This is a genomic window from Dyadobacter alkalitolerans DSM 23607, assembly GCF_000428845.1.
In the GTDB taxonomy this organism is placed as follows: domain Bacteria; phylum Bacteroidota; class Bacteroidia; order Cytophagales; family Spirosomataceae; genus Dyadobacter; species Dyadobacter alkalitolerans.
Genome location: NZ_AUAS01000001.1, coordinates 53,165 through 65,530, shown reverse-complemented (window position 1 = coordinate 65,530; position 12,366 = coordinate 53,165). Strand labels below are relative to the sequence as shown.

The window sequence follows — 12,366 nt, the reverse complement described above, 5'->3', positions numbered from 1 at the left end:
CAGACTTGACCGGAAGATCGATTTGAATTACCTGCTAATATAGCAAATAAAGCGTTAATTTCTAGCTTTCCGGGTCACCTTCCGGCGCGTTCAGAACAGTCAAAAGCTCACTGATCATCATCGCTGTGGCACCCCAGATTTTGTATCCCTGCACCATATAATGCGGTGCATGAACCTGTTCGCCACGGACTTGTATGTCGCTCGAACCGATAATTTCAATATCAGAAATTTCTTCTAATTTGATCTCAAAAATATCTTCCACTTCCCGCGGGTCGGGGTAAAAGTCGGGGCGGTAAGGCATTGTGGCAATTACCGGGAGAACGTAGAAGTTACTTGCCGGGATGAATAATTCGGTAAGAACGCCCAGGATTTTGACATCATTCAAGCGCAAGCCGATTTCTTCCTGCGCTTCGCGCAAGGCGGTGCGGATCAGATTTTCGTCTGTATTTTCGAAGCGTCCGCCAGGGAATGCCACTTGCCCGGAATGCACGCCGTCGTAGGCTGGGCGAAGGATCAGCGGGAAATAAATTTCGTCTTTATAAGGATAAAATAAAACCAGAACGGCGCTTTTTCGGGTGCGGGCGTTGGGTTTGAAAGTCAATCGGAGCTTTGAAGAAGCTTGCATGATCCGGTGCGCCGATTCCCCCGGCAGCGGATATTTCAGTTTTTGAGTGAGTGCATTAACAAACAAGGAAAATGATCCCAAAGTGGCCATAGAGGCAGGTTGTTGAGTAGAGTGTTGGTGTCAGATTTTGGCATAATGCAGTTCGCGCTTGAAATCGAAAAGACTTTCCAGGCTCAGGTCTTCATCAATTTCTTCCCAGTGCAGGCTGTTGCCCTCAGGGCCGATCTCAAAGTTTTCCCGTTGTTCTGTCGTAGCATTTTTAAGCCTGGCAAACCATTCCAGCGGATTGCCAATGGTATGTCCGCTTTCCGTAACAACATAAATATTCGAGTCGTCGAACCATACGTTTTTAATTTTCATATCATTCAATAGTTAGAAAATTAAGATGCTCATTCGCCGTGAAACTGCTGCCACTTTTCAGTGATCAGTTCTTTGTTTTCTTCAACCAGCGCCTCAGCAAGCACGAGATCCTTAGGCTTAATGCCATGACTTTCAACCAGTTTAACCGGGTTTATTTCAAACTTGGCGGTTCCGTCCGCATTGCGGACATGAATATGGATGGGTAAATGTTCAAGGCTGTAAAAGAAAAACTTCATCCCGAACATTCTGAAAATCTCTGGCATAAAATAGTGTGTGATAAGGAATTTCTTCCAAACGTCATTGATGCAAATATAACAATACAACGACGGATACGGAAGTTATTGGATTTTCTTGTTGGCGTATAATTTTGCAAGTTGCTGGGCGCAGCGTTCGCCGTCCATGGCGGCCGACATAATGCCGCCGGCGTAACCGGCCCCTTCGCCGCAAGGGAATAAGCCTTTCAGTTCGGGATGCTCGCAGGTTTCCTGTTCGCGGGGGATACGTACGGGGGAGGAAGTCCGGCTTTCAACGCCAATCAACTGCGCGTCTCCAGACATATAACCCCTCATTTTTTGTCCAAAATCAGAAAGTGCTTCGCTAAGTGGAAAGGCAATTTCAGCTGGCAAAATCTCCCGCAGGTCAACAGACTGCAAGCCCGGCTGGTAAGATGTGTCGCGCAATTGCGAAGAAACTTTTCCTTTTACAAAATCCACGGCCAGCTGAGCCGGAGCAGTTTGCGTGGCACCGGCAAACTGGCAAGCTGCCTGTTCAATCTCCTTCTGATATTGCAAGCCAGCCAATGCACCGAATTCTCTATAAGGCAAAAGATCATGCTCTTCAATCGAAACCACAATGCCCGAATTGGCATATGGCGAATCACGGCGGGAAGGCGACATGCCATTTACGACCACTTCTCCGGAAGCCGTCGCCGCAGGCACAATGAACCCACCCGGACACATGCAAAAGGAGAAAACGCCACGCTGAATGCCTTTGTAGCGCGTTTGGGTTACCAGGCTATATGAAGCAGCGGGCAAGTAAGGCCCACGGTCCGTCTCGCAATGATACTGGATCTTATCAATGGTGTTTTGCGGGTGCTCAATACGAACGCCCATCGCAAATGATTTGCTCTCGATGAGGATCTTTTTCGCATCCAGCAGCTCGTAAATGTCCCTGGCCGAATGTCCCGTTGCCAGGATCACGCCAATGCCCAGATGTTCCTTACTATCATCGGTAATAACTCCCTTTAACTCACCTTCGGCAATGATGAAGTCGGTTACTTTTGTGTCAAAATGAATTTCGCCGCCCGCTTTCAATATGCTTTCGCGCATTTCGGAAACCACGACCGGAAGCTTGTTGGTGCCGATGTGCGGGTGTGTGTCGATGAGGATCTGCTCGCTGGCTCCGTGGCCTACGAAAATTTCCAGCACCCGGCGAATGTCACCGCGCTTGTTAGAGCGCGTATATAGCTTTCCATCCGAATAAGTCCCGGCACCGCCTTCGCCAAAGCAATAATTGGATTCAGGATTAACAATGTGCTCCTTATTAATAGCAGCCAGATCACGGCGTCTGGCGCGCACATCTTTGCCTCTTTCAAAAATCACCGGCTTAATGCCCAGCTCAATCAACCGCAATGCGGCGAACATGCCTGCCGGACCGCAGCCAATGATCAATGCCTGGGGCTTTTTACTCACGTCGGGATAATCCAGTTGGAAACCGATGAGCGAAGGCGGGGTTTCGTTGACATAAACTTCTGCCTGCACATTCACCTTCACTTGCCGGCTGCGGGCATCAATGGATTGGCGGGTTTTGCGGATAATGGGCGTGTCGTTGTGACGCAGCCGCAATTTTTTAATGATATGCTGACGAAAATTCTCGTCGTCCAGCGCGATTTCGGGCGCTAATGTCAGTTGAAGCGTTTGGTGCATTGGGAAAGGGATTTATCCTTTAATGCTGCAAAGGTAAGCAAGACGGTAATATTCTTCTGTTTTCATCTTTGATTAAAATTACCTGACTTTTCCAAAACAGCCTCACGTCATGACCATCGATCGAAGAACATTTATGAATTCGCTGGCTGTCTCGGTCGGAGCTACTTTTTTGCCGGAAATTGAAAATCCGGCATCCACTTTTCCCATTTCGTGCAACCAATATTCATGGATTACATTTTACGCCCGTGAAGGAAAAGAATGGGGCGCCGACCTGGATGCTTCGCTAAAAGAGTTTTCTTCAACCGGCCTCAAAGCCTACGAACCCGCATTTACCCAGGCAGATGAAGTAGGCAAATTGTTGCCGGTTTTGAAAAAAAATCATCTTGCTATGCCATCGGTTTACGTGAACAGTTCCTTACATAAAGCTGACGAGGCGACCAAGTCCATTGAATCTGTGCTCGCAATTGCGGATGCTTTGAAACCAGCTGATACAAAGATCATTGTCACCAATCCCAACCCGCTTCAATGGGGCGGGTCCGAAAATAAGAATGACGCTGAACTCGCTGAACAGGCAAGAAACCTCGATAAACTAGGTGCCGAACTGAAAAAACGCGGTATGACGCTCGCTTACCATACGCATGATGTGGAGCTGCGTGCGGCTGCGCGGGAATTTCATCATATGCTGCTAGCTACAGACCCTAAAAATGTTTCCCTCTGCCTGGATGTGCATTGGGTTTACCGCGGCTCCGGCAATTCGCAGATTGCACTTTTTGATATTGTAAAATTGTATGGAAAACGAATTGTCGAGCTACATCTGCGCCAATCCAAAGACGGAATCTGGCAGGAAGCATTCAGCGATGGCGACATTGATTACCGCCGCCTGGTCAGCACTTTACAGTCAATGAATGTGACGCCTCATTTGGTTTTGGAACAATGTCTTGAAAAAACGTCGCCGAAAACAATGGATGCTGTTGAGGCGCATAAGCAAAATTTGGTTTACAGTAGGGAGCTATTCAAAAATTGGCTGAGATAATGCTTTATTTTATGGCTACAAATTTTCCGAGACAAGCTTCGTAACAGCTGAAACCGAGTGTTACTGAATCGCTTTTCAGATCTTTATATGTCCAGATAATCGCAGGGTAAACGCTGCTGTCGGGTGCGCCGCTGAGTTCGATGCGGCGACTGTCGATGATTTTATATTTGGTATATGGATTAATGGATGAGTACAGCAAACCTTTGGTTTCTTTGAAATCACCATTTGCTTTGAATTCTACGATGCTGGATTCCCCTTCTGAGGCTTTCTGGAATTTGCCGCTGCCATCGCCCGGATCAAATAAAAACTCAACCATTTTCCACTTCCCTACAAGACCGCTATTTTCAACATGAATGTCTTTGTCTTTGCAGGAGAACATGCTGACAAATAGAAGCGTTATAAATATTGAGTTATAGATTTTCATGGTTTCTTAACATTAATGATTCGACAGGAAAGATGCGATTTTTAAAAGAATGGTTGTAACTGTTATATATTGTGCGTAGAAATTTTATAAGCATTTCATCATGAACACCGACTTTTATAACATCGCTGATCTGCTAACTACTGAGCAGCAACTGATTGCGAGCACTGTCAGAAACTTTTCCGACAGGGAAATCAAACCCATCATTGAAGACTATGCGCAAAGGGCGGAATTTCCGTTGCATCTGATCAAAATGTTTGGAGAGCTTGGGGTTTTTGGCCCGACAATTCCGCTTGAATACGGCGGCGGGGGACTGGATTACATTAGTTATGGTTTAATGTGCCAGGAGATTGAAAGAGGCGATTCGGGCATGCGGTCGACGATTTCGGTGCAGAGTTCGCTCGTTATGTGGCCTATTCATGAATTTGGATCTGAGGAACAAAAACAAAAATATCTTTCTGGACTCGCCGGGGGCGAACTGGTTGGTTGCTTCGGATTGACCGAGCCGGATCATGGCTCCAACCCGGCTGGAATGAAGACCCGGATTTCTAAAACGGAAAATGGTTATCTCCTTAATGGTTCCAAAATGTGGATTTCCAATGCTCCGTTTGCTGATATAGCGGTCGTTTGGGCGAGGGATGAGGAAGGAAAGGTGCGTGGACTGATCGTGGAGCGCGGAATGGCGGGCTTTACCACTCCCGAAATTCATAACAGGTGAATGACGGCAGAGCCACAACAACCCAGATCTCCATGGCGAAGCGTAACAATGTGGCTATGGCGCTGAATGTGGCCCGGGAATGTCGGCAGATCTTGGGTGCAATGGGGATTTCCGGTGAATATCCCGTCATGCGACATATGATGAACCTGGAATCAGTAATCACTTATGAAGGCACGCATGACATTCACTTGTTGATCCTGGGTGCCGAAATAACCGGAATTCCAGCGTTTAAATAGCCGTTGGTTGCTGGCCGTCAGTTCTTATAAATTGTTTTGGTGTAATTTGTTCTGAGAGATGTGTTTGCAGGTCCTTTGTGGTTTGTCTTGAACCGTCGTGAGACCAGCCTGGCGCTTTGATCAGGTAATTGAGCTTCGTCCACAGGTTTGTTTGCTGCTTAAAATCATTTCCTATTTCCTTCCATTCGTGCAAAACGGTGTGGGCCAGCGTTGTGTTTTCAATGGGTTTGGTCAATCCGTAAACGGGCGGGACGGTTTCCAACTCTTCTTGGAATGTGCCGAAAATGCGGTCCCAGATAATGAGGCACATGCCCATGTTTTTATCTAAATACTGCACATTACTCGCGTGGTGAACACGATGATGGGAAGGGGTTACGAAAATGTATTCAAGCCAGCCCAGTTTGCCCACATATTCCGTGTGCACAATGATGCCGTAAATCTGCGTGAGCGAGTACATAATGATGATGTCGGCGGGATTAAAGCCGATTAGCGCCAGCGGGATGTAATACACGAAGCGGTAAAGCGGCTGGAAAACAGAAGAGCGGAAACCGGTCGTCAGGTTGAAATGCTCTGAGGAATGGTGCGTTACGTGCACGGCCCAAAACAACCGGCTGTGATGATCCACATAATGCAATGTGTAGAACGCGAGGTCTTCCAGCAGGAAAAGGCTAAACCAGTAAAAAAACGGATTGGTAATGGTCGTTACCGCGCCTATGTTGTAAAACCAGATCAGCACGCTCACATAGGCCGTTCTGAATAAAAGGTCAATGCCTCCGTTCAGGAGCATTAAGGATGCATTGGTAAGAGAATCTTTAAAATTATAGGAAGCTCGAGGGCTGTCGTGGTGGTGCGCGGGACGGTAAGTCAGGAAAATTTCGATGCAGATCAGCAACAGATAAAACGGAGTGGAGACTTTTAAAAGAAAATCTTCAAACTCATATGTGCCAGGCATAGCATTGGTGTCAAATATTCACAAAGATAATTCGGAACGTGGTGGTAAGGTTTGCGAAGATAAATTCTAAGATATTTCTAATCCAGCATTTAATCAACTTTTAATCACCTCCCTGATAAGACATTCAACTGCGCCTAAACCCCTATATCGTCTCGATTTTAGTTGATCATCCGCTTCAATGCTTTCCTTAATTCTTCGTTTTTATGCCGTTTTTGGAGAATAGTTGGTGCGGCGATCCTTTCGCGGCAGTCGAAGAGCGAGCAGCGTTCGCAGGTTTGGTTTACTTCTCTGGCAACCAAATAGGGATCGTCCAGGAATTGTAATTTTTCCCTGGTCGGCTCATCCAGGTAAATGCCCATGGAAACGCTCACATTGAGGCCCGGAGTAGGGGACATGGGCAATGCGAAACTGATCACCAGATATTCATCCCGCGTGTCCAGGTAAGTCGATTTTTGTGCTTTGCAAAGGATTCGGGGCTGCTCTTTTCGCTTGATAATGTCTCCCAAATCATTCAGAATCGTCAATGCAACCCAGCGCCGGCAATAATGTTCGTCTTTCACGGTGTGCGGATAATGCTTCCGGGAAATGTGCATTTCCTTGGTCATATCGAAAATATTCTGACCGACGAAATTGTTGAAACGGGAGAAAAATATCTGGTTAATGCCAAAATAGCGCGGCATAATGTTGCTTAACCTGTAACAAAATGATTCCGGCGTGGTATTGAACCTGTGAATGAGGTCAATAAGCTGTTGCGGCTGCCACTTTTTTTGTTCAAAAACCGCTGCGACGGCTGGCACAAGCAGGCTTCTCTTAATAATGATCGCGCTTGAAAAGTAGGATGCTTTGAAGTTATTCAGCAACTGCTCAAACGATTCCGCTTCCACCAAAGCCGTGGTATGCAATCTGTTTTTCAGATTTAAATACAAATAACCAATCTCCCGACCGAAAATAAATGCCCGCTGCACTGACGTAAGGTGATTATTGATCAGCAAGCGATTGCCGTTTGGATTTGTAATGGTCAGGGAACGAACGCTGGCAAACTCAGGATTGGCCTTTTCATTAATATTTTCGATCGAATAATTGAAGCGCGATTTTAGGATTTCGGCCAAATCATTTTCATTCAGGATTTGCTCTGGGTTGACATTGTTTTCAATCAAAAAGCGCTCTGATTCCAGCTCAATGTCCTCAAAATAATTGTCGTGCATTTCCTGGTAAGTCCGCAAAGCCGAGAAATAGAATTTCTCAATCGACATATTATAATTCCGCGCAATCTCGATCAGTGTGCCTACAAATGCGCTGATTTTGGCCGGGGCATCGGAAAGAATTTCAAGCAGGTTAGCGGGATCAATGCCGAAAAGTTCGAGCGGGAGCTCGGTGAGCACATTCGAGCTCAGCAGGTCCGAAATGGGTTCGAGGCGTTTGGTGAGTTTGAGAGAAACGAGCGTGTCATAATCCACATCCATAGCGGACGCCAGGGCAATGATCTTGTCGGACTTCGGGTATTTCTTGCCTTTTTCAATTTCGTTAATGTACGAAATCGATAACCCCGATTTTTGAGACAGCTCATTCAGTGACAATCCTTTATCCAATCGGAGCTGTTTAAGCTTCAACCCGAAAACCAACCTTACATTATCTGTATTTATTGCCACTGCGCTGATAGAATCGGCCTGTAATGTACGATTTCGTTTACAGGCAATTTAATTAAAGAAATGTAAAAGTAGAAATAGCTGCAAGATTCAGTGGTAATATATTAAAACAAAAAACGGGACACATCGTAGCGACGGTCCCGTTTGTTATGCTTTGTTGTTTTGGATCAGAAAATTGCAAAGCCAAGCGTTGCCTGGAACAAGTTGCTCTTCTTGCCAAATTGCGAAGCGGTTGTAGCATTATCAAATTCAACCTTCACAATGTCTGTGAAATTTCCTTCGTAACGCACATCCAGGCTTAATCTGCCAAAATCAAATCCTACACCCGCCTGATAGCCATACGCTAGTCTGTTCTTGAATTCAGCCGAGTTTTCGCCCGTGATCACATCAAATGAATCGCCGATTTTACCATTATTGGATAATCTCAAAGAAGCCATCGGGCCAACATTAATGCGGAAGAACTTTGCCACTCTCACACCAAATAAAATAGGCACATCCAGGTTTGAAAAACGAACATCAACCTTTCCATTTGAATCCTGCACACCGTCTTCATATACATTAAAGCGGCCTCCTTTCTGTGATAGCAAAATCTCAGGCTGGATATAAAATGATTTACCAAAACGGAAAAATACACCTCCCACAAAACCCAGTGAACGGTTGTCGTTGTCTTTAAAATTGAATGGATTATTGCCCGATGCAAGTGTCAGGTCATTGCTTCCATTGATGTTCGATAGGTTAGCTCCTGCCTTAACCCCGAACCTGAAAGCCGGGTCGTATTGAGCTGTCGCTGCGTAGCTTATCGTCATCAAGCACAGCGCAATCATAAAATTTTTCATGTTGATTTCTGGTTAGTAGATATAATTGACTTAATAAAAAATCTTAAAAACCTGTGCCCGGAACCTTGATCTGAAATTTCACTTGAAATGGGCATTAGTTTCTACAAGAACCGGATCAGCGGGCAGTCAGTAACGTAATGTGGTGCTGTGTAAACCTTATTACAATCAAAAACGCTATTTTTGCGCTCAGTTTGGAAATTTGGCAAGGCAGAAAGTCAGCCTCTATCGTAATAAGGAAATACAGAGACAGTTATGAGTGATTACAGTCATCGGGAAATAGAACAAAAGTGGCAGCAATATTGGGAGAGCCACGGCACATTTCAGGTTGAAAACCAATCGGAGCTTCCCAAATATTATGTTTTGGATATGTTCCCTTATCCTTCGGGAGCCGGATTGCACGTGGGGCATCCGCTGGGATACATTGCGTCGGATATTTATTCCCGTTATAAAAGGCTGAAAGGCTTCAACGTGCTGCATCCGATGGGTTTCGACAGCTTTGGCCTTCCGGCCGAGCAATATGCGATCCAAACGGGCCAGCATCCCGCCATCACAACGGAGCAGAACATTACGCGCTATATTGAGCAGTTAAAAAATCTGGGTTTCAGCTACGACTGGAAACGCGAAGTGCGTACTTCCGAACCCGATTATTACAAATGGACGCAATGGATCTTCACCGAGCTTTTCAAAAGCTGGTATAACAACAATTCCGGTAAGGCAGAGCCCATCGAGTCATTGATTTCTGTTTTTGAAAAAAGTGGAAACAAAGGCGTTAATGCGCCTTGCGATGAGGATACGCCCATTTTTACAGCCGAAGAATGGAATAGCTGGTCAGAAGAAGATCAGTATAAATTAACATTGAAATACAGGCTAACCTATGTTGCGGATGCAACGGTAAACTGGTGTGCAGGACTTGGTTCGGTGCTTTCCAATGATGAAGTGAAGGACGGCGTTTCTGAAAGAGGCGGATTTCCTGTGGTTCAGAAACTAATGCGCCAGTGGATGATGCGCATTACTGCCTATGCACAACGGCTAATCGACGGTTTGGACACGGTTGACTGGACCGAATCGCTGAAAGAGCAGCAGCGCAACTGGATTGGAAGGTCGGTAGGAGCGCTTGTAAAGTTCGGCGTCGATGGTCATGAGCAGAATATTGAAGTTTTCACCACCCGCGTTGACACCATTTATGGCGTAACGTTCATGGTGCTCGCGCCTGAGCATGAGCTTGTTGACATTATTACTACGCCCGAACAGCGCGGTGACATTGATGCATACATTGCTTCGACTAAAAAGAAGTCCGAGCGTGATAGAATGTCTGATGTGAAGACGGTTTCAGGTGCATTCACAGGCGCTTATGCACTGAATCCTTTTAATGATGAAAAAATCCCTGTTTATATAGCCGATTACGTGCTGGCAGGTTACGGAACGGGCGCTGTCATGGCAGTTCCATCCGGCGACCAGCGCGACTGGAACTTTGCACAGCATTTTAATTTGCCGATCATTCCGATTCTGGATTCGCAAAAAGAAATCGAAACGCAGGCAGATTCAACCAAGGAAGGACATTATATCAATTCAGACATTATTAACGGCCTTACTTTTCACGAAGCCAACAAAGTTTTGATCAATTGGCTTGAAGAAAAGGGAGTTGGAAAAGGGAAGATCAATTATCGTCTGCGCGACGCGGTTTTCAGCCGTCAGCGTTACTGGGGCGAGCCTGTGCCTGTTTTTTATAAAAATGACAGCACCGGACAACCGCTTCCTTACTTATTAGAAAATGGCGAATTGCCATTGAACCTGCCGGAAGTTGACAAATATCTGCCAACAGAAAACGGCGAGCCGCCTTTGGGCCGCGCACAGGATTGGGCGCATGGCTCGGGCAGTGGTTACGAATTAAGCACCATGCCGGGCTGGGCTGGAAGCAGCTGGTATTGGTATCGCTATATGGACCCGAAGAACCAGGAGGAATTCGCCTCCAAAGAAGCTATCGAATACTGGCGCGATGTGGATTTGTACATTGGCGGCACCGAGCATGCAACCGGACATTTGCTATACAGCCGCTTTTGGAACAAATTCATGAAAGACCGTGGATTTGTGCCAGAGGAAGAGCCGTTTAAAAAGCTGATCAACCAGGGAATGATCCAGGGACGCAGCAACTTCGTGTATCGGGTAAAAGGCGATGATTACAGCAGTCCTGTTTTTGTAAGCGCAGGTTTGCGCTCGGAATATGAGGTTTCTGCATTGCATGTGGATGTCAATATCGTGGAAAATGATGTTTTGGATGTTGAAAAATTCAAAGCAACGCGTAAAGATATCGTAGGTGAAAATCCAACATTCATCCTGGAAGATGGCAAATATGTGTGTGGCGTGGAAGTGGAGAAAATGTCCAAATCCAAGTTTAATGTCGTGAATCCCGATGACATTGTGGAGCGTTACGGCGCGGATACATTGCGTTTGTATGAAATGTTTTTAGGGCCATTGGAGCAGGCTAAGCCCTGGAATACCAATGGAATAGACGGAACCTATCGCTTTATCCGCAAGCTTTGGCGATTGTTCTATAATGATGCAGGGCAGTGGATGGTAAAAGACATTCCGGCCAAACCGGAGGAACTGAAAATCCTGCATAAGACGATCAAGAAAATAGAAGAGGACATTGAAAACTTCTCATTCAACACTGCCGTGAGTGCTTTTATGGTTTGTGTTAATGAACTGGGAGCGATTAAATGTCAGAGCAAAGCGGTTTTGCAGGAGCTTGTTGTTTTACTTTCTCCTTATGCGCCGCACATTAGTGAAGAATTGTGGGATCTGCTTGGCAATGAGAAGGGAATGGTTTCAAAAGCAACATTTCCGAAATGGGAATTGCAGCACGTTACCGACTCTGTATTCGAGTATCCGATCCAGATCAATGGCAAAGTGAGGGCTTCACTTACATTCGCATTGGATACGCCGGTCTCCGACATTGAGCGGGAGGTTTTGGCAGACGAAACGGTTCAGCGCTGGATGGAAGGTAAGGCTCCGAAAAAGGTGATCGTGGTTCCAAAGCGGATTGTGAATGTTGTGATTTAATATTCAGTTTATGAGTCGTCCTGAAAAAGGTTGACAGATTATAAATGCGAAAGGGCCGCTGTTTCGTAACAGCGGCCCTTTCTCTTATTTTTCTGGCTAAATTTTATGCTTAGCGAAGGCTGATCGATCGTTGAATTTGTGGCTCGCTCACTGAAATGGTTTTGGTTACCTTTTCGCCATCGCTGAAAATTTCAATGTTATAATCTCCGGCAGGCAGGTCGTTCAAATCATATGCTTTTCTGATTTTGTCAACTTTCTTACCCACTTGCTCGCGGTAAATGGTTTTTCCTTTTTTGTCTGTCACCAGGATGATTGCGTTTGCATCATTGTATTTATCGACGCTTACGAACAACTTGTGATTTTTGGCAACGAATATGCCTGTTCCAAATCCGGTAACTTTTTTGGTCTCCTTATCCTCTGCAAAAGCACTGAAAGCGAAGGAAGCAGTGAAAGCAATGGCTAATGCGAAGGTTCTGAATGAAGTTTTCATGGCTAATAGTATTTAAAGTTTGGCTCTTGTTGTCCCATTTGAACATAACAAACATACGGCGATG

General features: G+C 45.8%; 11 protein-coding genes and 1 pseudogene. 3 read left to right on the top strand and 9 right to left on the bottom strand.

The window, feature by feature from the left end; genetic code table 11:
- Nucleotides 1–61: 61 nt before the first annotated feature.
- The 4 genes from G395_RS0100270 to G395_RS0100255 form a co-directional block, all read right to left on the bottom strand.
- On the bottom strand, nucleotides 62–715 hold the full coding sequence (locus tag G395_RS0100270) for an NUDIX hydrolase (protein ID WP_026628204.1): 654 nt from the start codon (nucleotides 713–715) through the stop codon (nucleotides 62–64).
- A gap of 30 nt (nucleotides 716–745) precedes the next feature.
- Entirely contained in the window at nucleotides 746–985 is a 240-nt protein-coding gene (locus G395_RS0100265; RefSeq protein ID WP_026628203.1) for a DUF2442 domain-containing protein, read from the bottom strand.
- 29 nt (nucleotides 986–1,014) lie between these two features.
- Nucleotides 1,015–1,248 (bottom strand): DUF4160 domain-containing protein, encoded by a 234-nt coding sequence (locus G395_RS0100260; protein WP_026628202.1) that lies wholly within the window; start codon nucleotides 1,246–1,248, stop codon nucleotides 1,015–1,017.
- Nucleotides 1,249–1,323: 75 nt separating this feature from the next.
- On the bottom strand, nucleotides 1,324–2,910 hold the full coding sequence (locus G395_RS0100255) for an NAD(P)/FAD-dependent oxidoreductase (protein ID WP_026628201.1): 1,587 nt from the start codon (nucleotides 2,908–2,910) through the stop codon (nucleotides 1,324–1,326).
- 109 nt (nucleotides 2,911–3,019) lie between these two features.
- Between G395_RS0100255 and G395_RS0100250 the strand changes: the two genes are divergently transcribed.
- Entirely contained in the window at nucleotides 3,020–3,943 is a 924-nt protein-coding gene (locus G395_RS0100250) for a sugar phosphate isomerase/epimerase family protein (protein WP_026628200.1), read from the top strand.
- 4 nt (nucleotides 3,944–3,947) lie between these two features.
- On the opposite strand, the gene G395_RS30920 is transcribed toward G395_RS0100250, so the two are convergent.
- A complete protein-coding gene (locus G395_RS30920; RefSeq protein WP_157486488.1) occupies nucleotides 3,948–4,367 on the bottom strand; it encodes a hypothetical protein in 420 nt (139 codons plus the stop codon).
- A 100-nt stretch (nucleotides 4,368–4,467) separates the two neighbouring features.
- Between G395_RS30920 and G395_RS28330 the strand changes: the two are divergent.
- A pseudogene (locus tag G395_RS28330) lies at nucleotides 4,468–5,318 on the top strand (acyl-CoA dehydrogenase family protein).
- Here G395_RS28330 and G395_RS28325 read toward each other — a convergent pair.
- The 3 genes from G395_RS28325 to G395_RS28320 form a co-directional block, all read right to left on the bottom strand.
- On the bottom strand, nucleotides 5,311–6,270 hold the full coding sequence (locus G395_RS28325) for a sterol desaturase family protein (protein WP_051349908.1): 960 nt from the start codon (nucleotides 6,268–6,270) through the stop codon (nucleotides 5,311–5,313). The pseudogene G395_RS28330 and the gene G395_RS28325 sit on opposite strands and share 8 nt — an antisense overlap.
- 158 nt (nucleotides 6,271–6,428) lie before the next feature.
- Nucleotides 6,429–7,919, bottom strand: coding sequence for a helix-turn-helix domain-containing protein (locus G395_RS0100230; protein WP_026628199.1), 1,491 nt, complete (start codon nucleotides 7,917–7,919; stop codon nucleotides 6,429–6,431).
- Nucleotides 7,920–8,083: 164 nt separating this feature from the next.
- The gene (locus G395_RS28320) at nucleotides 8,084–8,752 is read right to left on the bottom strand and encodes a porin family protein (RefSeq protein ID WP_051349907.1); all 669 of its coding nucleotides are present in this window, start codon (nucleotides 8,750–8,752) and stop codon (nucleotides 8,084–8,086) included.
- A 252-nt stretch (nucleotides 8,753–9,004) separates the two neighbouring features.
- On the opposite strand from G395_RS28320, the gene leuS reads away from it, so the two are divergent.
- The gene (gene leuS, locus G395_RS0100220; protein WP_026628198.1) at nucleotides 9,005–11,812 is read left to right on the top strand and encodes a leucine--tRNA ligase; all 2,808 of its coding nucleotides are present in this window, start codon (nucleotides 9,005–9,007) and stop codon (nucleotides 11,810–11,812) included.
- A 109-nt stretch (nucleotides 11,813–11,921) separates the two neighbouring features.
- Here the strand turns inward: leuS and G395_RS0100215 are convergent, their stop codons facing one another.
- Nucleotides 11,922–12,302 carry a T9SS type A sorting domain-containing protein gene (locus G395_RS0100215; RefSeq protein WP_051349906.1) on the bottom strand — a complete coding sequence of 127 codons (381 nt, stop codon included), beginning with the start codon at nucleotides 12,300–12,302 and terminating at the stop codon, nucleotides 11,922–11,924.
- Nucleotides 12,303–12,366: the final 64 nt, after the last annotated feature.